At 56.8% G+C, this 25,647-nt stretch carries 25 protein-coding genes; 5 read left to right on the top strand and 20 right to left on the bottom strand.

Annotated elements, in window-relative coordinates:
- Positions 1–21 precede the first annotated feature (21 nt).
- The 12 genes from WFM49_RS01580 to WFM49_RS01525 form a co-directional block, all read right to left on the bottom strand.
- Positions 22–1,047: a MucB/RseB C-terminal domain-containing protein gene (locus tag WFM49_RS01580; RefSeq protein ID WP_230940648.1), complete on the bottom strand. Its 1,026-nt coding sequence runs from the start codon at positions 1,045–1,047 to the stop codon at positions 22–24.
- Positions 1,044–1,538: a sigma-E factor negative regulatory protein gene (locus tag WFM49_RS01575; RefSeq protein WP_021446868.1), complete on the bottom strand. Its 495-nt coding sequence runs from the start codon at positions 1,536–1,538 to the stop codon at positions 1,044–1,046. Before WFM49_RS01575 ends, WFM49_RS01580 begins: the two co-directional genes overlap by 4 nt.
- A gap of 9 nt (positions 1,539–1,547) precedes the next feature.
- Positions 1,548–2,150 (bottom strand): RNA polymerase sigma factor RpoE, encoded by a 603-nt coding sequence (gene rpoE, locus WFM49_RS01570; protein WP_009456579.1) that lies wholly within the window; start codon positions 2,148–2,150, stop codon positions 1,548–1,550.
- Positions 2,150–2,335: a hypothetical protein gene (locus WFM49_RS01565; protein ID WP_235484275.1), complete on the bottom strand. Its 186-nt coding sequence runs from the start codon at positions 2,333–2,335 to the stop codon at positions 2,150–2,152. Before WFM49_RS01565 ends, rpoE begins: the two co-directional genes overlap by 1 nt.
- 274 nt (positions 2,336–2,609) lie before the next feature.
- On the bottom strand, positions 2,610–3,842 hold the full coding sequence (fabF, locus tag WFM49_RS01560) for a beta-ketoacyl-ACP synthase II (RefSeq protein WP_021446869.1): 1,233 nt from the start codon (positions 3,840–3,842) through the stop codon (positions 2,610–2,612).
- A 140-nt stretch (positions 3,843–3,982) separates the two neighbouring features.
- Positions 3,983–4,222, bottom strand: a complete 240-nt coding sequence (gene acpP, locus WFM49_RS01555; protein ID WP_003800961.1) for an acyl carrier protein — start codon at positions 4,220–4,222, stop codon at positions 3,983–3,985.
- A 184-nt stretch (positions 4,223–4,406) separates the two neighbouring features.
- A complete protein-coding gene (gene fabG / locus WFM49_RS01550) occupies positions 4,407–5,150 on the bottom strand; it encodes a 3-oxoacyl-ACP reductase FabG (RefSeq protein ID WP_021446870.1) in 744 nt (247 codons plus the stop codon).
- Entirely contained in the window at positions 5,151–6,089 is a 939-nt protein-coding gene (fabD, locus tag WFM49_RS01545) for an ACP S-malonyltransferase (protein WP_336971331.1), read from the bottom strand.
- Positions 6,090–6,135: 46 nt separating this feature from the next.
- Positions 6,136–7,113 (bottom strand): beta-ketoacyl-ACP synthase III, encoded by a 978-nt coding sequence (locus WFM49_RS01540; protein WP_009456588.1) that lies wholly within the window; start codon positions 7,111–7,113, stop codon positions 6,136–6,138.
- Positions 7,114–7,138: 25 nt separating this feature from the next.
- Positions 7,139–8,227, bottom strand: a complete 1,089-nt coding sequence (plsX, locus tag WFM49_RS01535; protein ID WP_336971328.1) for a phosphate acyltransferase PlsX — start codon at positions 8,225–8,227, stop codon at positions 7,139–7,141.
- A 41-nt stretch (positions 8,228–8,268) separates the two neighbouring features.
- Entirely contained in the window at positions 8,269–8,451 is a 183-nt protein-coding gene (rpmF, locus tag WFM49_RS01530) for a 50S ribosomal protein L32 (protein ID WP_003800968.1), read from the bottom strand.
- Between the two features lie 74 nt (positions 8,452–8,525).
- Positions 8,526–9,047, bottom strand: a complete 522-nt coding sequence (locus tag WFM49_RS01525; protein WP_009456592.1) for a YceD family protein — start codon at positions 9,045–9,047, stop codon at positions 8,526–8,528.
- Positions 9,048–9,387: 340 nt separating this feature from the next.
- Between WFM49_RS01525 and WFM49_RS01520 the strand changes: the two genes are divergently transcribed.
- The 3 genes from WFM49_RS01520 to WFM49_RS01510 are packed head-to-tail and all read left to right on the top strand — an operon-like array spanning position 9,388 to position 11,488.
- A complete protein-coding gene (locus tag WFM49_RS01520; RefSeq protein WP_336971325.1) occupies positions 9,388–9,942 on the top strand; it encodes a Maf family protein in 555 nt (184 codons plus the stop codon).
- A 12-nt stretch (positions 9,943–9,954) separates the two neighbouring features.
- The gene (locus tag WFM49_RS01515; RefSeq protein WP_137431422.1) at positions 9,955–10,677 is read left to right on the top strand and encodes an SAM-dependent methyltransferase; all 723 of its coding nucleotides are present in this window, start codon (positions 9,955–9,957) and stop codon (positions 10,675–10,677) included.
- Between the two features lies 1 nt (position 10,678).
- Positions 10,679–11,488 (top strand): N-acetylmuramoyl-L-alanine amidase, encoded by an 810-nt coding sequence (locus tag WFM49_RS01510; protein ID WP_250755916.1) that lies wholly within the window; start codon positions 10,679–10,681, stop codon positions 11,486–11,488.
- A gap of 42 nt (positions 11,489–11,530) precedes the next feature.
- Here WFM49_RS01510 and WFM49_RS01505 read toward each other — a convergent pair whose 3' ends face one another.
- Genes WFM49_RS01505 through WFM49_RS01490 form a run of 4 tightly spaced genes read right to left on the bottom strand, consistent with a single transcriptional unit; the run spans position 11,531 to position 14,765 of the window.
- Entirely contained in the window at positions 11,531–12,139 is a 609-nt protein-coding gene (locus WFM49_RS01505; protein WP_336971322.1) for a sulfite oxidase heme-binding subunit YedZ, read from the bottom strand.
- Complete coding sequence (msrP, locus tag WFM49_RS01500; RefSeq protein WP_336971320.1) at positions 12,139–13,092, bottom strand: protein-methionine-sulfoxide reductase catalytic subunit MsrP; 954 nt, start codon at positions 13,090–13,092, stop codon at positions 12,139–12,141. The genes WFM49_RS01505 and msrP overlap by 1 nt, the downstream gene beginning before the upstream one ends.
- Before the next feature lie 54 nt (positions 13,093–13,146).
- Positions 13,147–13,800, bottom strand: a complete 654-nt coding sequence (locus tag WFM49_RS01495) for an HAD family hydrolase (RefSeq protein ID WP_009456607.1) — start codon at positions 13,798–13,800, stop codon at positions 13,147–13,149.
- A gap of 2 nt (positions 13,801–13,802) precedes the next feature.
- On the bottom strand, positions 13,803–14,765 hold the full coding sequence (locus WFM49_RS01490) for an RluA family pseudouridine synthase (RefSeq protein ID WP_264180248.1): 963 nt from the start codon (positions 14,763–14,765) through the stop codon (positions 13,803–13,805).
- Between the two features lie 488 nt (positions 14,766–15,253).
- Between WFM49_RS01490 and WFM49_RS01485 the strand changes: the two genes are divergently transcribed.
- Positions 15,254–18,595 carry an Rne/Rng family ribonuclease gene (locus WFM49_RS01485; RefSeq protein WP_336971318.1) on the top strand — a complete coding sequence of 1,114 codons (3,342 nt, stop codon included), beginning with the start codon at positions 15,254–15,256 and terminating at the stop codon, positions 18,593–18,595.
- 876 nt (positions 18,596–19,471) lie between these two features.
- On the opposite strand, the gene accD is transcribed toward WFM49_RS01485, so the two are convergent.
- From accD to WFM49_RS01465, 4 genes are all read right to left on the bottom strand, one after another.
- Positions 19,472–20,350: an acetyl-CoA carboxylase, carboxyltransferase subunit beta gene (accD, locus tag WFM49_RS01480; RefSeq protein ID WP_035272491.1), complete on the bottom strand. Its 879-nt coding sequence runs from the start codon at positions 20,348–20,350 to the stop codon at positions 19,472–19,474.
- 117 nt (positions 20,351–20,467) lie between these two features.
- Entirely contained in the window at positions 20,468–21,301 is an 834-nt protein-coding gene (trpA, locus tag WFM49_RS01475) for a tryptophan synthase subunit alpha (protein ID WP_009456611.1), read from the bottom strand.
- A 16-nt stretch (positions 21,302–21,317) separates the two neighbouring features.
- A complete protein-coding gene (trpB, locus tag WFM49_RS01470; protein ID WP_009456612.1) occupies positions 21,318–22,517 on the bottom strand; it encodes a tryptophan synthase subunit beta in 1,200 nt (399 codons plus the stop codon).
- 75 nt (positions 22,518–22,592) lie between these two features.
- On the bottom strand, positions 22,593–24,887 hold the full coding sequence (locus WFM49_RS01465) for a RelA/SpoT family protein (RefSeq protein ID WP_035272489.1): 2,295 nt from the start codon (positions 24,885–24,887) through the stop codon (positions 22,593–22,595).
- Between the two features lie 83 nt (positions 24,888–24,970).
- On the opposite strand from WFM49_RS01465, the gene WFM49_RS01460 reads away from it, so the two are divergent.
- Positions 24,971–25,489: a flavodoxin family protein gene (locus WFM49_RS01460; protein ID WP_250755920.1), complete on the top strand. Its 519-nt coding sequence runs from the start codon at positions 24,971–24,973 to the stop codon at positions 25,487–25,489.
- Positions 25,490–25,647: the final 158 nt, after the last annotated feature.

The following is a 25,647-nucleotide window of genomic DNA, read 5'->3' as shown; positions in this document are numbered from 1 at the left end:
AAGACTCCTGGTGGACGATAGTCAATGTGTCCGGGATAGAGGGGTGAACTGGGTACCTTCCAGCAAGGCGCGCAAGGTCTGTACAGGTACGGCACCCGTGCTGGTCAAAACATAATCATTAATGCGACTGCGGTACATATTCATGGAGCCACGGTGAAAGGCACCCAGGCTGTTTTCTTCTGCTTCAGGGGTCCCTACCTTCTCCAGAAACACGGAAATGGCAGCCAGACCATCAGACAACATCAAATGGGTAACCTGACGCCCCGCACGCATGGGCCGGAGCATTTCGGACCGCAAGGTAAAACCGGCAGGCATGGCCAGATGCCAACCCAGCTCGTTCAAATCTATTTTTCGTACTTCGGGTTCGACCACTTCCCACTTGCTGGGGTTCCAACTGGTACGCAGTTCCTGCAAATCCACCTGCTCGCCAAAGGCAACAGAGGCAAAAGCGATCTGATCCACTACCTCTTGTTGTGGGTCCAGAGTCTGCATTTTCAATAGCAAATGATGATCGGTATCGGCACACACGCGGTAGCCGTAACGCTGATCATCCTTGGGAACCAGCTCGATCAGGTCGCAAGGGCGACCGGCCACGCGCTCGCGCGATGGCAAGCGGCGCATATCGTAAAAATTGGGTAATTGGCTGACATCACCAACCAGAAAACTGGGAAAGCGTTCGTTTTCACGACGCTCGATCACCACCATTTTCTTTTCGGGAATCAGGCATTGGGTGACTTCGTTCTGACGCAGAAACTCGCGCGGCTCGCCGTCCAGAATCTCCAGACGCTCGCGCTCGCCGGTACCATCAATAATGTGGACCAGTTTCATGGACTGGCTGGCCTGATCCTGGGTGTAAATAATGACCCCGGAATAATCCAGGTCACGCGCCGCTTTATGGACTTTCTGCAACCAGGGCAGATCCAGGGGCTCCAGCCCGCTGGCATCCTGAGCCAGTACAGGTGTGCACAGCACCGCCAGAGAAAGGGCAAACAAGCCCTTATAGAGACGCGCCAAGCCCATCTGCGACGGCATACGTACAGACCTCATTGACCCAGGGCTCCACTTTCAAAGGAAACATGGCGTACCGGACCGGTACCAACAAAGTCGCGGTGCAAATCCGCGTAATCATTCCAGAGCTGATCATCCTGGGCGCTGGCCACCAGCGTGCCTGGCACGGAGTTCACCCCCATATACGGCAGGCCTACCCACAAGGCGGCAGCCACGGCAGCCACCACGGCCAGGCCGCTGACACCATAGCGCTGCACCAAGGGTCGTTTCATGGCATTCGGGGCGAGCACGGTAGGCTCTTCGTCAATTGCTTTGGACAGACGCGCGTAAAAGCGATCCGACGTACGGATCGCCAGCGCATCGGTACGCATGACGTCACCAATCAAATGGTAGGTATCCCAGACTTGACGCCCGTAGGGGGAGTCCAGTTCCTCGGGGCGTATTTCAGCCTCGCCATCCACCCAGGAAGACACGGCGGCCTCCCAGGCATTGAGTTGATCATCATCGGAATGGGATTTCAGGGCTTGCATCATCAATCCTTACCACCGTCGTTCACTATCTTCACCATCGAGTATGGGACGCAATTGCGCAGCAATGGCGTCACGGGCTCGAAAGATGCGTGAGCGTACAGTTCCTATAGGGCAGTCCATGGTCTGAGCAATATCTTCGTAGCTCATACCTTCTATTTCACGTAGCACGATAGCCGTCCGCAACTCTTCGGGCAGTGCCTGGATCGCTGTATTTACCGTTTCAGCAATCTGGCGACTGACCATCATCGATTCTGGCGTGCTTATATCGCTTAGGTTGTCGATTCGGTCAAAAGTTTCACCTTCTTCAGTTTCGACGTTCTGCAAAGTATTGGGACGTCGGGCGGCCGAGGCCTGCCAGTTACGGGCCGTGTTGATCGCAATGCGGTACAGCCAGGTGTAAAAAGCACTCTCGCCCCGGAACTGGGGAAGAGCTCGGTACGCTTTGATGAAGGTTTCCTGAGCCACGTCCTCGACTTCAGACGGGTCACGTACCATGCGGCTGAGCAGACGCATGATCTTGCGCTGGTACTTCAGTACCAGCAGGTCAAAGGCTCGCTTATCCCCACGCTGAACACGTGCAACTAGTTCGGCATCGGTATCGCGTTCACTCATTAAGAATCCTTATTCTGAGCACGGACCTGATGAGACAGTCGGTTGGCACATAAAGACAAGGCCCACCAGTCCTGCTGCGACTGGGCGCGGCGCCATACGGTCACGGTACGGCAAGCCTTGGAGCAATCACGGCGCAAACGCAAGGTCATGAACCAGGCACAACGCCAGATCTGCTCTATTTGCACGGACTCCTTTGCAGCCCCCTCGCACTTCAAGGAGTATAGCCCTGCACGATACGCTAGTGTAGCGCGCTCATCCCATGCCCCACGACTGCGAGCATACAAAAAATAAGCCCACAAAGCACCTGCCAATATTGCCAGGGCCCAGGGCCATTGCCAGCTAGACATTGTCCAGGCCAGGGCTGCTGCAAGCAAGGCACAGACAAAAGCGCCCAGTCGGCGCACCGGAGCCGGAGCTCCGATCGACCAGGACTGGGCGTTACGAGTGGGGCAGTCCAGCTTAGCGAAGACGACGAACCACCATCGAACCGTTAGTGCCGCCAAACCCGAAGGAGTTGGACAGAGCGACATCAATCTTCATGTCACGCGCCTGGTTGGCGCAGTAATCCAGGTCGCAGGCAGGGTCCTGGTTGAAGATGTTGATGGTTGGGGGCGAGATCTGGTTATACACCGCCAAGGTGGTGAACACCGCTTCAATACCACCGGCCGCACCCAGCAGGTGACCCGTCATGGACTTGGTGGAGTTGACCACCAGCTTGTAAGCGTGATCGCCAAAAGCCAGTTTCAATGCTTCGGACTCGTTCACATCGCCCAATGGCGTGGAAGTACCGTGTGCGTTGACGTACTGAACTTCGTCAGCGTTGATGCCACCGTTACGCAAGGCATTCATCACGCCACGACGCGGACCGTCACGGTCGGGCGAAGTGATATGGTGAGCGTCAGAGCTCATGCCGTAGCCGGAGAACTCGCCGTAAATGCGTGCGCCACGTTTTTTGGCGTGTTCGTACTCTTCCAGCACCAGCACACCAGCGCCCTCACCCAGCACAAAGCCGTCGCGGTCCATATCCCAGGGACGCGATGCCGTTTCAGGATCGTCGTTACGGGTGGACAGAGCACGCATGGCAGCAAAACCGCCAATACCCAGCGGGGACACGGTGGACTCGGCACCGCCGGCAATCATCACATCGGCGTCGCCATACTCGATCAAGCGAGCAGCGTCACCAATGGAGTGCAGGCCGGTTGTACATGCCGACACAACAGCGTAGCTAGGACCTTTCAGGCCCAGGCCGATGGACAGTTGGCCAGACACCAGATTGACCAGGGAGCCAGGCACAAAGAACGGGGAAATCCGACGTGGGCCCCGTTCCAGATAATCTTTTTGGGTTTCTTCAATGCGGGGCAAACCACCAATCCCCGAACCTACGATAACGCCGACACGCTCAGCATTGATGCTGTTGATGTCCAGGCCGCAGTCCTTCCAGGCTTGCATACCTGCCACCACGCCGTAATGGATAAAGGTATCCATCTGCTTGGCTTCTTTGGACGAAATGTATGGTGTTAAATCAAAATCCTTGACCTCACCCGCTATCTGGGCTGTTAGGGCCGAAGGATCGAAACGGGTAATACGCCCGATGCCCGAACGCCCATTGACGATGTTATCCCACGCGGTAGGAATATCGTTGCCGACCGGGGAAACAATACCCAGCCCGGTAATCACGACACGTCGTTTCACGGATGACTCCTAAACACAAAAAAAGCGGTTTAAAGGGAATAACTGCGTCTTGCAAGCTAAAGCCGCCGGGCACAGGCTACTCTCTGGAAACCGCTCTGGAGCGAGGGCGTGCACAATGCCGCCCACCCTCTTAATTGAACTTACTGCTTGCTGTGAGAATTGATGTAGTCCACAGCTTGCTGGACCGTCGTGATTTTCTCAGCTTCTTCGTCTGGTATTTCGGTTTCGAATTCGTCTTCGAGCGCCATCACGAGCTCGACCATGTCGAGCGAGTCGGCACCGAGGTCGTCGAGAAAAGAAGATTCGTTTTTGATCTCGGCTTCGTTAACGCCAAGTTGTTCAGCGACGATCTTCTTGACGCGCTGTTCGATGCTTTCCATGCAGATTCTCCAAGTTGGGAAAAATTCCCGCAAATTATAGCCAATCCATACTGCTAAGAGGGATAAGCTATGACAAAAAACGGCGTTCTTGTATGAGGCCCAACGTTATTCTTACAACGCCGGCTCAAGCAATAGGCCCCAAATAATCCCGCAATTTTACCTCAGCCGGGCGCGATGCCAAGCCTTACATGTGCATACCACCATTCACATGGATGGTGCTGCCCGTAATATATTGCGCTTGCGACCCGGCCAGGAAGGCTACCGCATTAGCGATATCTTCAGCAGCGCCCAGTCGTCCCAGGGGGATTTGCGACAAAATTGCCGCCGACTGCTCAGGGGTCAGAGAGCGTGTCATGTCCGTATCAATAAAGCCCGGAGCGACACAATTAACTGTAATGTTACGGCTACCGAGCTCGCGCGCCAAGGCACGGCTCATGCCGGCGACACCGGCTTTGGCAGCTGCGTAGTTGGCTTGACCGGGGTTACCGCTCTCGCCCACCACCGAAGTGATGCTGATGATACGGCCCCAGCGGGCTTTCATCATGGGGCGGATAACGGCACGCGACAGGCGGAACACGGCACTTAGATTGGTCTGGATAACGGCATCCCAGTCTTCATCTTTCAAGCGCATGGCCAGATTGTCACGCGTAATACCGGCATTATTAACCAGAATGTGCGGGCCACCGTCTTCTTTGCTCAAAGCCGAAATCAGCGCTTCGCAAGCAGCCGGGTCGTCCACGTTCAAAACATGGCCGTAGCTGCCATTCTGATCCAGCACAGCGGAAATCGCCTGTGCGCCGGACTCGGAAGTAGCGGTACCAACCACCTTGGCACCACGTGCCATCAACTCTTTAGCAATCGCCTGACCGATACCACGCGATGCGCCGGTTACCAGGGCAGTCTTGCCGCTTAGATCCAACTCTTGCATTTATGCTCCCTCCAGGGCTTCCAAAGTGGCCTGCAAGGACGCAGGGTCGCTGATCGACAAGGCGACCAGATCACGGTCAATACGCTTGACCAGACCCGTCAGCACTTTGCCTGGACCACACTCGACCACGTGGGTGACTCCCTGGGCCTTCATGGCCTGGATTGTCTCAACCCAGCGTACGGGATGCCAGGCCTGACGGACCAAAGCATCTTTAATCTGTTCGGGGTCGGTAGGCGCGGCTACGTCCACGTTATTGATCACGGAAATAGCAAGCGTCTGCACTTGAACCGAGGCCAGAGCCTGGGCCAGCACAGCAGCTGCCGGCTCCAACAGACTGGAGTGGAAAGGAGCCGATACAGGCAGCACCAAGGCACGCTTGGCACCGGCCTCTTTAGCCAGCGCACATGCACGATCTACCGCTTCCACATTCCCGGCTATCACAACCTGAGCAGGCGCATTGTAGTTAACAGCCTGAACAATCTGCTGTCCCTCAGAGGCACGAGCACACACATCGCGCACTTGATCGTCATCCAGACCCAGCACGGCGGCCATGGTACCGACACCCACAGGTACGGCAGCTTGCATGGCATCGGCACGAATGCGAACCAGCGGAACTGCTTGTTCCAGGCTCAGAGCACCGGCAGCAGTCAGGGCCGAGTATTCACCCAGGCTATGACCGGCCATTACGGCAGGAGCGGGGCCACCGGCCTGAATCCAGGCCTGGTACATGGCCACAGCGCTAGCCAGCATGACAGGTTGAGTATTGGTAGTCAGGTTCAGAGCCTCGGCAGGCCCTTGTGCCATCAACTGAGCCAGGTCCTGGCCCAGCGACTGGCTGGCTTGTGCAATGGCTTGCTGTACGACAGCAGACTCGGCCCAGGCATCGAGCATGCCTACGGACTGCGAGCCTTGTCCTGGAAAGACAAACGCAATTTTCATGGTAGAAAAACCCAAAGAGATGAGGCGGTAATCCGGATCGCGCTACTTAGCAGCGGACCAGCACCGAACCCCAGGTAAAGCCGCCACCCACGCCTTGCAACAGCGCCAGATCACCGGCACGGATACGACCATCCCGGCGAGCGGCATTCAGGGCCAATGGCACACTGGCTGCCGAGGTGTTGGCATGTTGATCAACCGTGATAACCACCTTCTCGGAGGGGATACCCAGCTTACGACCTAGAAAATTGATGATACGAACGTTGGCCTGGTGCGGCACCAGCCAATCGATATCGGCCAGAGAGACGCCAGCCTGTTCGCAGACTTGATTGGCCGAAGCGGCCAGAGAAGTGACAGCCAGCTTGAACACAGCCTGACCATCCATACGCAGGAAGGGATCGCCCACTACCTGACCGTGCGAGACATTGCCTGCCGCGCACAAAATACCCATTTGACTGCCATCTGCATTGAGCTGGGCAGCCAGAACACCGGGTTCATCGCTGGCTTGCAGAACCACAGCGCCCGCACCGTCGCCAAACAGGACGCAGGTAGAGCGGTCGTTCCAGTCCAGGATGCTGGAGAACACTTCGGCACCGATGACCAGCGCATTGCGCGCACGGCCGGCCTTGATCATGGCGTCGGCAGTCGTCAGTGCATAGACAAAGCCGCTGCACACCGCTTGTACGTCGTACGCGGCAGCGCCCTTGTTGCCCAATTCGGCCTGCACCAGACACGCGGTGCTGGGGAAAACGTAATCGGGAGTGGAAGTAGCCACCACAATCAGGTCCAGATCCTGGGCAGCAATGCCCGCATCTTCCAGCGCCTGACGCGCGGCCTGGGTTGCCAAGTGGCTGGTACGGACACCGGGATCGGCAAGATGACGCTGGTGAATACCGGTACGCTCGACAATCCACTGATCGGAGGTTTCGATACCCTTTTGAGCCAGCTCCACCGCTAGATCATCGTTAGACACAATCCGAGGAGGCAGGTAGCCGCCTGTACCGATAATCTTGGCAAATATCGTCATTTTATGTTCCCGATCAAGCCCGTTCTTATGAGGACGAGGGCTCTGAAGTATGGCGTGTATCTGGTTCGCCGCTTTGCTCTTCATGCAAGTTCACACTTTGCATGATGCGTTCGACTGCCTGGCTAGTACCGCTGAGCAGACCATTGAGCACCGCACCGCGGGCCCGTTGCAAAGCATAACCGAAAGCGTAGGCATCGGCAGAACCATGACTCTTGATAACAATACCGCGTAAACCCAAAAGGGCCGCACCGTTATGACGGCGATTATCCACCCTGTCGCGGAAACGATTCAAGACAGTACGAGCCAGCAAAGCGGACACTTTGCTCAAGGGGTCACGGGTAAATTCGTCGCGCAGCATACTGCCGACCATCTTGGCCAGCCCTTCAATGGATTTAAGGACCACATTGCCCACGAAACCGTCGCACACGACCACGTTGACGGTACCTTTGCAGATATCGTCGCCTTCTACGTTGCCGTAAAAATTCAGTCCGCTGGAGCGCAGCAATTCAGCCGCCTTCTTGACGACTTCGTTGCCCTTGATGACCTCTTCACCAATATTGAGCAAGCCCACGGTGGGACGCTCATGACGATCCACGATACTGGCCAGCGCAGAACCCATGATGGCGAACTGCAACAGGTGTTCTGCGGAACAATCCACATTGGCACCCAGGTCCAGCATGATCGTGGCCCCGCCCTTTTGGTTAGGGATGGACGTGGCAATGGCTGGGCGATCAATCCCATCCAGAGTTTTGAGTACGTAGCGCGAAATTGCCATCCATGCGCCGGTATTGCCCGCAGAAATGCAGGCATCAGCTATCCCGTCCTTGACGGACTGGGCAGCCACTCGCATGGAGGAGTCTTTTTTGCGGCGCAGGGCCACCTCGACCGAATCGGCCATGGTGACAACTTCGGATGCGGGAAGAATGTCGTACCAGGAGGTATCGACATTACCTTGCGCACGCAATGTTTGCTCGATGGCCTGAGGCTCGCCAACCAATAAGCAGTGCACATCCGGATAGCGCTTGGCAAAAAGCAGCGCTGCAGGGACAGTGACGGATAAACCGATATCGCCGCCCATGCAATCGATGGCAATACGTATTTTTTTGTTAGACATCAAGCATGCAACCTATGTTGCTTGCAACGACAAAGAGACTATTACTCGTCGTTCTTTGTTTTCAGCACTTTACGGCCACGGTAGATGCCGTTAGGGCTGATGTGGTGACGCAGGTGCAGTTCGCCAGTCGTAGGCTCGATAGCCGTCGAAGGACCAGTAAGCGCGTCGTGCGAACGACGCATGTTACGCCGGGACGGGCTCTTTTTATTCTGCTGAACAGCCATGATGACTCCTGTAGATGGACAACCCCGAATAAATGGGTGCAGCCCGAAAAAATTAACGAATTAGTAACAAACAATCAAGACTTCTTGAGCGAGCCCAATACGGCAAACGGGGACGGCCGCTCAAAGGCGGACTCATCCAGGTCGTCAGATTTGGCTTCCATGGACAGCGACTGCGCGTCGGGACAAACCTCATGGCGCGGCACATAAGGCACGCTAAGAATCAGCTCGTCCTCGACCAGTCCCAGGACATCCAACTGGCCTTCACACAAGATGCGATCAGGACCTTCCGTATCGTCATCATCCAGCTCAAGTTCGTCCTCGGTTGCCACAATCTGTACTTCGTTGGAAATATCGATGGGCCACTCAAAAGGCTTCACACAGCGCTGGCATTCCAAAATGACACTACCTTTGGCCTGCACATGCACAAAACGACGCCGGGCAGAATCTTCCCGACCCGACACACTCCAGTCAATGCGCAAATCGCCTTGATCGGGCAAATCGGATACCAGACGAGACAAATCTTCCACCAGCACCTGGCCCGACATTTCCTGAGGGGCACGGGCTAGATTCAAGGTGTCGATATACTGTGTCGTCATAAGTATGCTTAGGGCATCAAACCACGGTTTTACCAGGATCTGGAACCGCTTGTTTGTTCTGCTTTATTTGTCGCTTTCGCTTGTTTGCTGCTTGCTTGTTTCACTGCCTTGGTATCGCTTGGGGGCTCTACCACTTTTTCTTGTACTGCTTTTTTTCCTGCCCCTCGGTATTGAAGCATGTAAAGCGCAGTCGGCAAACCGCCAAGCTAGCCCACAACCATTTCAATAACGAAGAAAACATTAGATAATACCGTGCTAAGCACAAGGCAGTCAAACCAAAGCACAGCTAAAACACACTATGCGTCTCATCCTTGCATCAAGCTCAGTCTATCGCCGCGCTATGTTAGCGCGTTTGGGCTTGCCTTTCACCTGTCAGTCTCCTGACATTGATGAAACCCCACTTCCCGCAGAGGCTCCCGCCCAGCTCAGCCTGCGTCTGGCGCGTGAAAAAGCGGCCCGTATCAGCCAGCTGAACCCAGGCGCCCTCGTGATCGGCTCCGATCAGGTCGCCACATCGGGCCAGGATGTTATTGGCAAGCCTGGCGACCATGCCGGTGCGCAGAAACAACTGCGTCGCCTGAGCGGTCAAGACATCGATTTCCATAGCGCTTTATGCGTGACGGATGGCCAGGAATTTCTGTGCAGCCATATTGTTACCAATTGTCGTTTTCGCGCATTGAGTGATGAAGAAATCGAGCACTATTTGCTGCAGGAAAAACCGTATGACACCGCTGGCAGCGCCAAGGCCGAAAGCCTGGGTATTGCCCTGATGGAGTCCATGCGCTCGGACGACCCAACCGCTATCATTGGCCTGCCGCTGATCGAGCTGTGCACCATGCTGCGTCACTTTGGCTTGAACCCCTTGCGCCCCACCCTTTTGCCCCCTTCCGTTTAGGACTGATACGCCATGCCCCAAGCCGCCCCTTTGCACCTGATCCCCGTAGGCTTAAGCGAGAGCCCGATCAGCGGCTGGCTACCCGCCGACGTCAAGGCTTTGACGCGCGAACTGACCGTCTTTATTGCCGAGAACGCCAAAACCGCCCGTGCTTTCCTGAAACTGGTTGAACCCGTGGTACCTCTGCAAGAAATCACTATTCACACGCTGGACAAGCGCGGCAATAAACCCGGTGAAATGCGTGAGTGGTTGAAAACAGCCCTGCAAGGTCAAGCCATTGGTCTGGTATCGGAAGCTGGCTGCCCCGCCGTCGCCGACCCCGGTGCGCTGGTAGTTGCCATGGCCCACGAAATGAAGATCCCCGTGCGCCCTCACGTTGGCCCCTCTTCCATTTTGCTGAGCCTGATGGCCAGCGGCCTGGACGGTCAGCAGTTTGTATTCCACGGCTATGCGCCTGTAGATGGGGCCGCTCGCGCCAAGCAGCTCAAGCAATGGGAAAGCCAGTCCCAAGCCCTGAAACAAACCCAGATCCTGATCGAAACACCTTATCGCAACCAGGCCATGTACAGCACCTTGCTGCAGTCCCTCAAGCCCACAACACGCTTGTGCCTGGCTCGTGACCTGACAGGTACACGTGAATTGGTCCAGACTGCCACCATTGAACAATGGCGCGAGCGCCAGCCGCCTGCCCTGGACAAAACCCCCTGCATTTTCCTGTTTCTGGCTGGTCGTTAAGATGAAATCCCTGTCTTTTCTTGCACCCGTCTTGAAGCGCAGCGTTCAGATTGGCGTACTTAGCCTGACGGCCTTATTGGCGGCCTGTGGCAGTAGCGGTCCCTTCAAACTTGATGACAGCTATAGCGCTCAGGGCCAGAACAGCCGAGTGCGTTATCTGGTCATGCACTACACCGCTGGCGACCACGCCACCTCCTTGAAGGTGCTGACGCAGCGTGATGTCAGCGCCCATTACTTGGTCAGTGACGAGCGCCGTCCCACTGTCTACCGTCTGGTTCCAGAGGAACGCCGCGCCTGGCATGCAGGTCTGGGCTCCTGGTATGGTTTCACAGACCTGAACACCGGCTCTATCGGCATCGAAATCGTTAACATGGGCCGCTTGGCAGATGGTCGCTGGGCTCCGTATACGTCCGGGCAGATTGAAGCAATCAAAGCACTGCTGAAAGACCTGGCTCAGCGCCATGGCGTGTCTGCCCGCAATATTATTGGCCACAGCGATGTTGCCCCCCAACGCAAGCTGGACCCCGGCCCTCATTTCCCCTGGAAGGAACTGGCCCAAGCAGGCATAGGCCGCTGGTACAAGGAATCACAGGCCCGAGCACTGCAGGCGCAGTACGCCACGCGTCCCCTGCCCTCTGCCGCTCAAACCCAGGCCCTGCTGCGCAAAGCAGGCTACGAAACGCCTGACAGCGGCGTGTTCGACAAGGCCACACAAAACGTGATCGCCGCCTTCCAGATGCACTACCGCCCAGCCCGCTACGACGGCACTCTGGATGCCGAAACAGCCGCCATTCTGCAAAGTCTGGATTGATAAAAAAACAGGTAATGGGCTTATGCTCATTACCTGTTTTGCTTAGTGCACTGTCTTATTCAATACGGGCCAGCGGCGCAAAACCAGCAAGCCCACCAGAACCAAACCATAGACATAAACTTCCACCACATCATTTTTACCAGTACGAATCAGGTAAAAGTGCAGGATGGAAAGCACCGCCGCCAAATACACGGTTTGATGCAAGCGACTCCAGCCACGACCCAAACGTTTCTGCCAGCCATGCGTGGAAGTCAGGGTCAACGCCAATAAAATCAGCACAGCCACTACCCCGATCGCAATCAAGGGCCGCTGCACCACGTCCTGCCACATGGACAGCCAGTCGCCCGAGCGATCCCACCAGGCCCAGGCCAGGGTATGCAAAGCCGCATAAAAAAAACTGAACAAACCCAACATGCGGCGCCAACGCACCAAGGCGGGCTGAACGAGCAAACGCCGCACAGGACTTAAAGCCAGGGTCAGCAGCAAGAGTACCAAGGCCCAGATCCCACTGGATCGGGTCAAAAATTCAGCTGGATTGGCACTTAGGCCATTGTTGAAACCCAACCATACCCAGCGCCCCAAGGGAAACAAGCACAGCAAGAATACCAAGGGCTTGAGCCTATCCAACTGCGCAGCCTTCCAGGTACTCATCAGTAGTAACGCCTTAAGTCCATATCGGCATACAGACCTGCCACGTCTTCGGCATAGCCGTTAAAAGGCAAAGTCGACTTTTTGGTGGCGAAGAATCCCGAACCGATGACACGTTCAGTGGCCTGGCTCCAGCGGGGATGCGGCACTTCCGGGTTCACATTGGCGTAAAAGCCATACTCATGCGGAGCCACCTTCATCCAGCTGGACTCGGGCATGGTGTCCGTCAAGGTGATGCGCACCAAAGACTTGGCCGATTTGAACCCATACTTCCACGGCACGATCAGCCGCACCGGCGCTCCATTCTGAACAGGTAGACTTTTTCCGTACAGACCGGTAGCCAGCAGAGTCAAAGGATGCATGGCCTCATCCAACCGCAGCGCCTCCACATAGGGCCAGGCCAAGATACGAGAGCGTAGACCCGGCATGGTTTCCGGGTCCGCCGCTGTTTCAAACCGAACAAAGCGGGCCGAGCCCTGGGGCGACGCCTGCTTTAGCAAGGCCGACAAGGAATAGCCCACCCAGGGCACCACCATGGACCAGGCTTCAACACAACGCAGACGATAAATACGCTCTTCCAAAGGGGCCAGCTTCAATATCCGGTCCATATCCAAGGTAAGCGGCTTGTTCACCAAACCGTCAATCTGCAAAGTCCAGGGTTCAGTCTTGAATTTCCCCGAATGGCGGGCAGGATCTTCCTTGCCCGTGCCAAATTCGTAGAAATTATTGTAGGAGGTGACATCGGACTCGCTGGTGGGCATATCGTCCAGTTTCCAGCGCTGGGAAGGCGTGAACGACAAGTCCTGCCCTACCGGGACCGCCTGAGCCCGACCCGGCAAGCTGGCCGCCAGGGCCAAGGCGCCGGGAGCCTGCAAAAGCAGGCGGCGGCGCGCCCGCCAGACCGACTCGTCGGTAATTTCAGAGGGACGTATGGGCTGCGAACGTGATTTGAACATCTCCATCTCCTGAACCTGTCTGGCAAGATGGTCGTCAAACCGGCTTGCCGCCTATTAAATCCGTGCCAATACCCAATCGCGCATTTGCGCCACATTATCAACCATGACCGTGGGCTCAGCCTTTGCCAGGGTTTGAGGATCATGCGCGCCGTAAGTGACAGCCACGCTATCCATGCCCGCATTGGCCGCCATATGAATATCGTGCACGGTGTCGCCCACCATCAAGACCTGCTCGGGCTCCAACATCAATTCGGCCAGCAATTGATGCAGCATTTCCGGGTCCGGCTTGCTGCGGGTTTCATCTGCACAACGGGTAGCATCAAAAAAAGTGCTGAGATTGACCTGCTGCAGCACTCTATCCAAACCTTGACGACTTTTACCCGTTGCCACTCCTAAGGCAATCTGGCGGCCACGAAGTTCACCCATGAAAGGCAAAATTCCGTCAAACAGCTTGATATGCGGGTCACGCTGCATAAAGTGATGACGATAACGCTCCAGAAACAGCGGCATCTGCTCGGCAGTCAAATCCGGCACAGCGCGATACAAGGCGCTTTCCAGCGACAAACCAATAACCCAGCTGGCTTGCTGAATCGAGGGCACAGGCAATTGCAGATCCGCACTGGCCAACTGAATAGAACTGGCAATTGAGTACGTCGAATCCATAACTGTGCCGTCCCAATCAAACAGAACGGCGGCGTAACGCGTCATAACTACTTCTCCAAACGCTCAAGAACGGCCTGACAGGCAGCCGGCAAGGCGGCCTCCAGAACCAGAGGCTGTCCGGTGACAGGATGATTGAACTCCAGGCGTCCCGAATGCAGGAACATGCGCTTGAAGCCCTGGCGGGCGAATTGATCGCGAATGGCGTCGTCGCCATACTTGTCGTCGCCCACAATCGGAAAGCCCGAATGGGCCAAATGAACCCGGATCTGGTGAGTGCGGCCGGTTTTCAGCTCCGCCTGTACCAAAGTAAAGCGACCAAAACGGCGCTGCATGGTGATGATGGTATGCGCAGGCTTGCCCGTGGGGTCAACCTTGACGCGCCGCTCCCCACTTTCGGTCAGCCAGCGCAGCAAGGGGAAACGGATATGCTGGCGATCGTTCACCCAATCGCCCTGCACCAGCGCCCAATAAAACTTGCGAGCACGGATTTCGCGGAACATATCGTGCAAACCAACCAGAGCAGCACGACGCTTGGCGATAATCAGCAAGCCGGAGGTATCCCGGTCCAGACGGTGGGCCAGCTCCAGAAAGGGCTCCTGAGGACGGGCAGCACGCAACTGCTCAATGACACCAAAAGACACACCACTGCCACCATGCACGGCAACACCGGCTGGCTTGTCGATGACCATCAGGTGCTCGTCCTCGAACACCACCGGGAAAACGGCAGCGGGAACATGACGCGGCTGCTCGGGCTCGGGCAGGCGCAGCGGCGGAATCCGCACCATATCGCCGTCCTGCAAACGATAGTCACTGCTGATACGGCCTTTATTCACGCGCACCTGACCGCCACGGATCGCTTTGTAAATGTGGCTTTTTGGCACCCCTTTACATTCACGTAACAAAAAATTATCTATACGCTGACCTGCCCGCGTTTCATCAATGCGTAATATTCGCACTTGAGGGGCTGATCTTTGTGATTCATGAGGTTTGCACATAACAAAAAGGGGCATATAATCGCTTCAGCCTATGGAAGCTGAGACTGGGTCCAGCGTAGAGATGCAAAGGGTGCGTCTCCGTTGGATGACCAAGGACTGATAATTGTATCCTTGAGTTCCAGCTCCCGGGTCATAAGGTCGCCGGGGTGAGTCCGAAATAGCGAAAGTCGTGTGGCAAGAAGGCCCGCTTTCCAAGAGATGTTTTCCTCCCGCGTGCGGCGCTGAATTCCTGCACAGATTGTCCCGCTCTTTTGCACCAGCCGCATGATTTATGCGGCTGCCGTTCCCCCAGCAATTTTATATTCGTCAAACACACACCGTGACTCTGACCCCCCTGCTGATTGAACTTCGCGCTTTGGCGCGACTCGTGCCTCCCAGACTATAAGCCGGTAGGCCGATTTTGCCTGCCTGCACCAAACTGATGCAGCTATAGCGCTACACACCTGTGACCCGCGGTCGTGCGCCGATATTTCGGTGCTCCATGACAACGGAGATCCACACTCATGAAACGCATGTTGTTCAATGCGACGCATCAAGAAGAACTACGCGTCGCCATTGTCGACGGTCAAAAACTGATTGACCTCGACATCGAAACAGCCGGGCGCGAACAGCGCAAAGGCAATATCTACAAAGGGGTCATCACCCGCATCGAACCCGGCCTGGAAGCCTGCTTCGTCAGCTACGGTGAAGAGCGTCACGGCTTTCTGCCATTCAAGGAAGTAGCTCGCAGCTACTTCAAGGAAGGGGTTGATGTACGCAGCGCCCGCATCCAGGACGCCCTGGTTGAAGGCCAGGAACTGATCATCCAGGTTGAAAAAGAAGAGCGTGGCAACAAGGGCGCTGCCCTGACTACCTTCATTTCCCTGGCAGGCCGCTATCTGGTTCTGATGCCCAACAACCCCCGTGGGGGTGGCGTATCGCGCCGCGTTGAAGGCGAAGACCGCCAGGAACTGCGCGAAGCCATGGACCAGCTGGACATCCCGCAGGGCATGAGCATCATCGCCCGCACCGCAGGTATCGGCCGCAGCGTCGAAGAGCTGCAGTGGGACCTGAACTACCTGATGCAGTTGTGGACCGCCATTGACGGCGCTGCCCGCGACAATGCAGCCCCCATCCTGATTTATCTGGAATCCAGCCTGGTTATCCGGGCAATCCGTGATTACTTCTCGCCCGATATTGGCGAAATCCTGATCGACACGGACGAAATTCACGAACAGGCCGCCGCTTTCATGAGCGTGGTCATGCCCGACAATCTGCATCGCGTAAAGATGTACCGCGATGACATCCCGCTGTTCTCGCGCTTTCAGATCGAACACCAGATCGAAACCGCCTACTCGCGTACCGTGCAATTGCCTTCGGGCGGTGCTGTCGTTATCGACCACACCGAGGCCCTGGTTGCCATTGACGTGAACTCGGCTCGCTCCACGCGTGGTGCCGACATTGAAGAAACCGCCCTGCGCACCAACCAGGAAGCCGCTGACGAAGTGGCCCGCCAGTTGCGTTTGCGTGACTTGGGTGGCCTGATTGTTATCGACTTTATCGATATGGAAGACAGCAAGAACCAGCGTGCTGTCGAACAACGCCTGCGTGATGCCCTGCACCTGGACCGTGCTCGCGTCCAGATGGGCAAGATCTCGCGCTTTGGTCTGATGGAACTGTCCCGTCAGCGCCTGCGCCCTGCCCTGAACGAAGGCTCCCACATTACTTGCCCACGATGCACCGGCACTGGCGTGATACGCGATGCCGAATCCAGCGCTCTGCATGTACTGCGTCTGCTGCAAGAAGAAGCCATGAAAGAAGGCACAGCCGCCCTGCACGCACAAGTGCCGGTGGATGTGGCTACCTTCCTGCTGAACGAAAAACGCGCCGACATCACCAAGATCGAATCGCGCTTGAACATTGCCCTGATCCTGATTCCCAACAAGAATCTGGAAACTCCACACCACATCATCGAGCGCCTGCGCCACGATGACCCCCGTCTGGACGAACTGCGCAGCAGCTACGAGCTGGTTCAGCAGCCTGAGCAGCAAGACAGCCTGGTGCCGCACCGCAGCCACGAAATCAAGCCTCGTCCAGAAGCCCTGGTCAAGAGCACCACACCGGCCCAGCCAGCTCCCATGAGCAAGCCTGCTGCCGCCGCAGCCGCCAGCGCCGCTGCCAGCGACAACAAGCCCGGCCTGCTCAAGCGCCTGCTGAACTGGTTGTCCGGCGCACCTGCCGAACCTGTGGCCGAAACCACCAAATCCGAAGGTAGCAAATCCTCCTCTGGTCGCCGCCAAGGCCGTCCCGGCCAATCCAATAGCGGCCGTGGCCAAGGTGGTCGTGGCCGTCGCCAGTCCAACCGCCCGGAAGCGGCTCAGGAAGAAAAAGCCAGCACGGAAAGCACCGGCGGTAATACCCGAGGTCGCCGCCGTAACGCCTCAGCAGGTAACGAATCTGCTCTGGAAACTCCACAAAGCGCCAACACGACGCCCGCCACTGCCGACGAAGGCAGCAGCAACAGCCGCAACCCACGCAACCGCCGTGGCCGTGGCCGTCAACGCCGTGAAGAAGGCAGCGCAGAGAACGTCGAGCTGAACAAAGACGTCGCCAGCACAGAAACCCAGCCCGAACAGGCTGCTGCCGCTGTGGCCAGCGTCGCCGCAGTTGCTGCCGTGGCCGCCACCAAGCAAGAAGCGCAAAACCGCGCTGAACAGCTGGCCGAGACCGACAGCGCTGATACCAGCGACAACTCGGATGCCGAAACCGACGAGAACAGCGAAAACGGCGCTCTGGACCCAGAGCGAAAACGTCGCCGTCGTCGTAGCCGTCGTGGTCGTCGCAACACCGACGCCAACGCCGTAGCCGAGAACGAAGAGAACAACGAAGAAGGCAATACCAGCGCCTACGTTGCTCACGAAACACCTAGCTTCAACCCCGCTGCCCTGGATGCCCAGGAACAAGCTGCCGCCCAAACCGCAGCAGCCGAGCCTGAACAGCCACAAGCAGCCGTAGAGGCACCTGCAGCCCAAGAAGCCGCTCCTGTCGCCGTAGAGGCCTCTGAAGAAGCTCCTGCCGCTGCTCAAGCCGCACAACAAGCTGAAGAAGTCGCTACGACCCCGGTAAACGCTGTTGAAACCGCTCCAGCCCAGGAAGAAGTAGCCACTCCAGCCGTTCAGGCCGAAGTTGCTCCAGAAGCTCCAGCCGCAGAAGAAACCGTTGCTCCTGTGCAAGCAGAAGCTGCCGCCGAACCTGCCAAAGCAGAAGTGACCGAAGCTCAAGCTGAAGCTGTAGAAACAGCCGCAGCGCCCGCAGAAACGCAAGCCGCAGCAGAAACCCCAGCCATTGAAGCCGCTCCAGTGGAAACTGCAGCCGTAGAAACCGCTACTGCACAGGAAGAAGTTGCTGCTCCAGCCGCTCAGGCCGAGGTAGCGCCAGAAGCTCCTGCCGCTGAAGAAGCTGTTGCTCCTGCGCAAGCAGAAGTTGCTGCCGAACCAGCCAAAGCAGAAGCCACCGAAGCTCAAGCTGAAGCCGTGGAGACAACTGCTACTCCCGCAGAAGCACAACCTGCAGTTGAAGCCCCGGCCGTTGAAGCCACTCCAGTGGAAACCACAGCCGTAGAGACTCGCGTTGAGACTCAAACGACTGCAGCTGCAAAAGCCCCTGCTGCCGAACAAGCACAGAAGCCCACAGCCGCCCCTCTGGAAGCCGTACTGAACGCAGCGGGCATCGAACTAGTGGAAACCGTTCGCTCGGCAACACAGGACGACTACCAGCCCGCACCAGTGCGCCTGGGTCGCCCACGCAAGCAACGTGCTGCAGAAACCGAGAACAGCGAGCCGCTGCAACAGGTTGAAACGCAGTAAACAGCAAGACTAAAAACGCCGCCCACAAGGGCGGCGTTTTTTATGCCTGTCGCATCCGTTTTTTTATACCTACCCGTATCCACAAAGAGTAGTCACCTGGGCCCTTTCTCCTTCCCCGCTAATCCCAGCCTCCCAAAAAAGTCACTATTCTCTTTCACCCAAACCCACACCCAAACCCAAACCCAAACCCAAACCCAAACCCAAACTTAGCCTAGCTCCGCCTGCTGCAGCGTCGAGCTCGGCGTTAAACCTGCCCTGGCCTTAATCCCAAGCCTATAAATCTTTCAACTCCAGCAGCAGACACAGCCAAATATAAAAATAAAGAGAAAAACAAAGCTGAAACCAACAATGCAGAAAACGCGCGTACACACACAACCGAACGAGGCATAGCTTCCAACACAGGCTCAGGTACAAGTACAAGCACTGGGCAGGACAGGCACAGGTGCAGGTGCAGATAGTAGATACAGCCCTCTATTTGAGCCCTCTGCGATATTCCTTTTTTCTTGGTGTGGGGAGTACGGCCCTGGGGCGAGTCAGGGACTTGGCCGCGGGCCATTGAACAATCCAGGGTGCAAGCCCAGTGCTGTTCGAGCCAGACGCTTGTACTTGGTCCGGGGGACCAAGTACCTGGCGAGTTCACTGGGCGCCTGGATTGTTCAATAGCCAAGGGTACCCGTGCGCAGCACGGGCCAGGGCCCCGCCCCAGGGTCGTACTCCCCACACCAAGAAAACCAAGCCAATCTCGCCCTGAAGCTTCAACTCACAAGCCAACGCCTCAATACCAAAAACCGCTTTGCAAAAAAACAAAAACACGGCAGCCCAAAAAAAACGCCATCTAAACCCAGGTGGCGTTCTTCTTTAGCAATTCCTTGGCAATCAAGAATGCCGCGACACAGCCTCAGCCGGCTGACGAGTCAGCAAAGCTAGCAACTCGGCCAGCTCACGCTGCAGCTCGCGACGATCAACCACCATATCGATAGCGCCCTTCTCCAGCAAGAACTCGGCACGCTGGAAGCCTTCGGGCAGTTTCTCGCGCACAGTCTGCTCAATCACGCGAGGACCGGCAAAACCGATCAAGGCATTAGGCTCGGCAATCACCACATCGCCCATAAAAGCGAAACTGGCCGACACCCCCCCCATGGTGGGGTCAGTCAAAATGCTGATAAACGGCAAACCCGCATCGGACAATTCAGCCAAAATAGCCGTCGTCTTGGCCATCTGCATCAGAGAGAACAAGCTCTCCTGCATACGCGCGCCACCCGAAGCGGCCACGCAAATAAAAGGACTGCGGTTGGCAATAGCCGCCTGCACACCACGCGTGAAACGCTCGCCCACCACGGAACCCATGGAACCGGCCATGTATTCAAACTCGAAGCAGGCCACCACGGCAGGCACAGACAAAATCGTACCGCTCATGACCACCATGGCTTCAGTTTCGCCCGTCTGCTTGGCCGCCTCGGAAACACGTTCGGTGTACTTGCGCGAATCGCGGAACTTCAAGGGGTCCATAGGACGGGTGTTGGAACCAATCTCGGTCTGGCCTTCGGGGTCCAGCAAGGACTTGATCCGGGCACGAGCACCAATGCGCATGTGATGGCTGCATTTGGGGCAGACATTCAAGGTGGCCTGGAGATCTTCCTTGTAGAGCACAGACTCACACGACGGACATTTCACCCACAGCCCTTCGGGAACGCGACGGCTGCTTTCGGGGTTACGGTTAATTCGCGGCGGGAGTATTTTCTCGATCCAGCTCATTGTTAGATCCTGTTTTCGCCTGGCCGGCACCCGGCCCACCAAGCTCTTTATTCTGAAAAAAAGCGCCTGCTCCTAAAGAACAGGCAGATGATTCTATACGCGGAATAGGTATTTAGGCTAATTATCCAGTGCCTGACGTATCTGCGCGAGCCATTGGCTAGCTGCTGCAACCGCAGCTGCATCCATATCCTTTTGCTCTTTGCCAGCGTTCTCCTGCACAGCCTGCTCCATGGTCTGGATCAGCTTGGAGCCAATGACAACTGCATCCGCGCTACGGGAAATGGCTTTGGCGCTTTGCGCGTCCCGAATCCCGAAACCCACTCCGACCGGAATTTTGACGTGCTGACGAATACGCTGCAAGTGGTGTTCCACATCAGCCACATCAATCTGGGCCGAACCGGTCACACCTTTCAGGGACACATAATACACATAGCCCTGCGCCAAAGCGGCTACCTTGGCAATGCGCTCGTCCGTGGACGTAGGCGAGAGCAGGAAAATGGTATCCACGCCCTGCTCGGTCAGCAAACGGGTGAAATCCTCGGACTCCTCAGGTGGGTAGTCCACCGTCAGTACGCCGTCCACACCCGCCTTACCTGCCATGACGGCAAATTCAGCCTGACCGATACGCTCAATAGGATTGGCGTAACCCATCAGAACAACCGGCGTTTCCTCATCGATCAAACGAAACTGCTGCACAATCTCCAGCACTTTACGCAAGCCCACACCACGGCTGATCGCACGTTCAGCCGCCTGCTGAATCACCGGGCCATCGGCAGTGGGATCAGAAAACGGCACACCCAATTCAATGACATCTGCCCCGGCCTGACGCAAGGCATGCATCAAGGCCACGGTAGCGGGCACCGAAGGGTCTCCGGCCGTAATATAAGGCACCAGGGCACAGCGCCCGTTCAAACCTTCAAACGTCTTTTTCAGACGCACATTACTCGACATATCCGTTCCCGATTGCTTACAGAGTCAAGCCGCCGTACTCGGCGACCGTGTGCATGTCCTTATCACCGCGACCAGACAAACTGACCAGGATGATTTTATCCTTGGGCAAAGTCGGGGCAATGCGAGCCGCATGGGCCAGCGCGTGCGAGGACTCCAGCGCGGGCATGATGCCTTCGATGCGGCAGCAATCGTGAAACGCTTTCAGGGCGTCTTCATCGGTGCAGGTGGCGTATTGCGCACGGCCACAATCTTTCAGCCAGGCGTGCTCGGGACCCACACCGGGGTAATCCAGGCCAGCCGACACCGAGTGCGTAGGCATGACGTTACCGTCATCGTCCTGCAGCACATAGGTACGGTTACCGTGCAGCACACCCACCATGCCCTTGTTCAGGGAAGCCGAGTGCTCCAGCGTATCCAGACCGCGGCCAGCCGCTTCCACCCCGATCAGCTCCACATCCTTGTGCTCGATGTAGGGGTAGAAAATGCCCATGGCATTGGAACCACCGCCCACCGACGCCAAAACGTAGTCAGGTTGACGACCGGCATCCTGAGGCATTTGCTCCACGCACTCGTCACCGATCACGCATTGGAAGTCGCGCACCATCATCGGGTAAGGATGAGGACCAGCCACCGTACCAATGATGTAGAAGGTATTGCTGATATTGGTGACCCAGTCGCGCATGGCTTCGTTCAGCGCGTCTTTCAGGGTGCGCGAACCGGATTCCACAGGAACGACCGTCGCACCCAGCAACTTCATGCGGTACACATTGGAAGCCTGACGGCGCACGTCCTCGCTACCCATGTAGACCACACACTCCAGACCATAGCGGGCGGCGACCGTAGCCGTTGCCACGCCGTGCTGGCCTGCACCGGTTTCAGCAATAATGCGTGGCTTGCCCATGCGGCGAGCCAGCAGAATCTGACCGATACAGTTGTTGATCTTGTGTGCGCCAGTATGATTGAGATCTTCGCGCTTGAACCAGATCTGAGCTCCACCTAGCTGCTCCGACCATCGACGGGCATGGTACACGGGGCTGGGACGACCGACAAAATGCTTGAGTTCGTAGTGAAACTCGCGCAGAAACTCAGGATCGTTCCGATACTGTTCGTAGGCTGCTTTCAACTCGTCCAGGGCGTGGACCAGCGTTTCAGCGACAAACGAACCACCAAACTGACCAAAATGTCCATCCGGGTCGGGCAAGGTATAGGTTTTCAAAGCTCGCTCTCTTGATTGACAAGAACAATCGCGGGCACAACGCCCGCGAGGTTTAGGTTTACCGATTTTAGCAGTTCAGGACGAGTAGCGGCGGGCGCTGACGCCCGATAACTCGTTCAAGGCCGCTAAAGCCTTTTGAATTTGCTCGCCATCACGCACTTCAATAGTAAATATCATGCGCGTCAACGAGCGGCGACTCAAGGTGTTGATACCCGTTACGTTCAAACGCAGGCGGGCAAACACTTCCGAGAGATCACGCAAGAGGCTGGGATGCTCCTGAGCCTCAATGGCCAAATCCACGGGATACTGAGTATCCCCCGTATCGCCCCAATCGACGCTAATAGCCCTTTCAGGTTGTCGATCAGCCAGTTCCTGGTAGGACTTGCAGTCGGCACGGTGTATGGACACTCCCCGGCCACGAGTCACAAAACCGGCAATCAGATCAGGGGGTGCGGGACGGCAGCAACGGGCCAGTTGCGTCATTAACGAATCTACACCCACCACCAGCACGCCGCTTTTCCCGGTCTTGGAAACACTTTCCCGGGCCGCATCAAACACACGCTGTACGGGCTCTTCCTCCTGCACATCCTCACGGAACAAGGCATCCACCTGACGCAGGCTGAATTCATCCTTGGCCACGGCAACATACAGGTCATCTGCCTTGGCAAAGCCCAGCTGTTGCGCCATCTGCTCCAGATTCACGGCCGTACGACCCAGTCGTTGCAACTCTTTTTCGACCATGCTCTGGCCTTGAGAGATGCGCTGCTGCAACTCAATCGCGTTGAACCAGGCGCGCACCTTGGAGCGCGAGCGTGGGCTGGCCAGAAAGCCCAACTGCACGTTCAGCCAGTCACGCGATGGACCGCCGGATTTGGCCGCCACAATCTCTACCGTCTGGCCAGTCGACAAGCGCGTGGACAAAGGCACCATCTGCCCATCAACCCGCGCACCCCGGCAACGATGGCCCAGATCAGTATGCAGGTAGTAGGCAAAGTCCACCGGCGTCGCCCCCACAGGCAGCTCGATAACCCGAGCCTGCGGCGTCAGCACATAAATATGTTCGTCTTCCTGAGCCTTCAAAGGCCTGGCAACAGCAGGTTTCTTGCTGGCAACGGGCTCCACTACCTTTTCGGAAGCCGAATCTTTGCTGCTGTCTGCTTGCAGGCCAGGCTCGGTAGCATTCGAGGTGGACGCCTCCCTGTCCCAGGCCAGCAATTGACGCATCCAGGCGATCTTTCTATCGTCCTCACCATCGGCCACCTGCTGTCCGCCCTGGGCTCCAGCTTCCTTGTAGCGCCAGTGGGCAGCCATCCCGTATTCCGCGAACTGGTGCATGTCGCGCGTGCGGATCTGGATTTCATAACAACGCCCCTGTGCATCCGCAATAACGGTATGCAGTGAACGGTAGCCATTGGGCTTGGGCCGGGAGATGTAATCGTCAAACTCCTCGGGCACCGGCGTCCACAGCGAATGCACCACCGCCAGGGTGTGGTAGCAGCTGCGCTCGTCATCAACAATGACACGCAAGGCGCGCAGATCAAACAGCTGATCGAAATCCAGATGCTTGTTGCGCATCTTGTTCCAGATACTGAAGATATGCTTGGGCCGGCCTGAAACCTCAGCCACGATATGCTCGCGTTTCAAGGCTGCCAGCAGTTGGTCGCGGACCTGACTGATCAGGGTTTCGCGCTCTACGCGCTTGTCTTCCAGCTTACTGGCAATATTCTTGTAGACCTCGGGATTCAGAAAGCGAAAGGCCAGATCTTCCATTTCCCACTTGATCTGCCAAATCCCCAAACGATTCGCCAAGGGCGTATAAAGCTCCAGCGTTTCACGCGCAAACTCGACCGGGCAGACGGTCTTGGACTGCCGATACCAGCGCAAGGACTGCAGGCGCGAAGCCAGGCGCATCATCACAATGCGCAAGTCAGCGGCCATCGCCAGCAGCATCTTGCGCTTCATTTCCTTTTGATCGCCCCCGCCTGTCTGCTCCTTGGCCTGGCCTGTCAGCGAACCCAGACGGTACAAGGCTCGCGAGCCACGTACCAGCGTCATGACTTCGGCACCAAAGGCTTTCTGAACCGGGTCCTGCTTGACCTCCGGCCCAGGAGCAGGAGTGACGGCCAGCAAGGCGCTGGCACGGGTTTGAGCGTCCACACCCAAGCCAGCCAAAATAAGCGCGACCTGAGCGCAATGGCTGTCCAAGGGTTCGCCGGTACTTCCGGCCAGATCCAGCAAAATAGGCCCCGCCCAGTCGGCAGCCGCCTGCAATAGCGTACGCCCTGCTTCATCCAGTCCGTGGCTGGCTTGCGCGAACCATTGAGGATTGAAGGCCGACTCGGCCATAGGGGGAGAAGCGGTGTGATTCATGTGGATTACGTCGATGTGGCCACTCAGCGCTGAAATGGCTCTCTATACTGTAGACGCTAGTCTATCACCGCGAGTAAGAGCTTATGAGTCTGAACACATGCCGCCAGCTTCTGTTGATTTGGCACTCCCGTACCGGCGCCGCCCGTCAACTGGCCGAACAGGCCGAGGAAGGCGCGCTGCAGGTCCTCAAAGAACTGGGCGAGACAGAGCAGGTCTGTATCAAACGCTTGCATTGTGATCAGGTGCAAGCACAGGATTTGCGCGATTCCCACGCCTATTTGTTCTGCGCGCCCGAGAATCTGGGCAGTCTGAGCGGTGCCATGAAAGAGTGTCTGGACCGGAACTACTACGAGGTGCTGGATCAACTCAACGGGCGTCCTTATTCCGCCCTGATCAGTGCGGGTAGCGACGGGCAAAGTGCACAACGGCAACTGGAACGGATTTGTACGGGCTGGCGGCTGGAGCTGGCCGCCCCCATCCGTATCTTCAATTTTCACGCCCAGACGCCAGAAGCCATTCTGGCTCCCAAGACCTTGAGCGAAGAGCAAATTGCCCAAGCTCGGGAAGCCGGTGGGCATCTGGCAGCACTGCTGTGTCTATGAAAAAGCCCTTTGCGTGTGCAAAAGGCTTTGATTCAAACTTTTAGTGCTATAGCTTTATCGCTTTAAAACGATGCCACCCGCCTGAAATCACGAGCATCACTGACCACGATGCCCTTAGCTCCCCTACCCAAGCAGCATTTGCCTCAAGCAGCAAGGAC

Source organism: Alcaligenes sp. PF14 (assembly GCF_037150615.1).
In the GTDB taxonomy this organism is placed as follows: Bacteria; Pseudomonadota; Gammaproteobacteria; order Burkholderiales; family Burkholderiaceae_B; genus Alcaligenes; species Alcaligenes phenolicus.
Note: the sequence above shows the minus strand (reverse complement) of the source record. Positions and strands in the feature narration are given on the sequence as shown.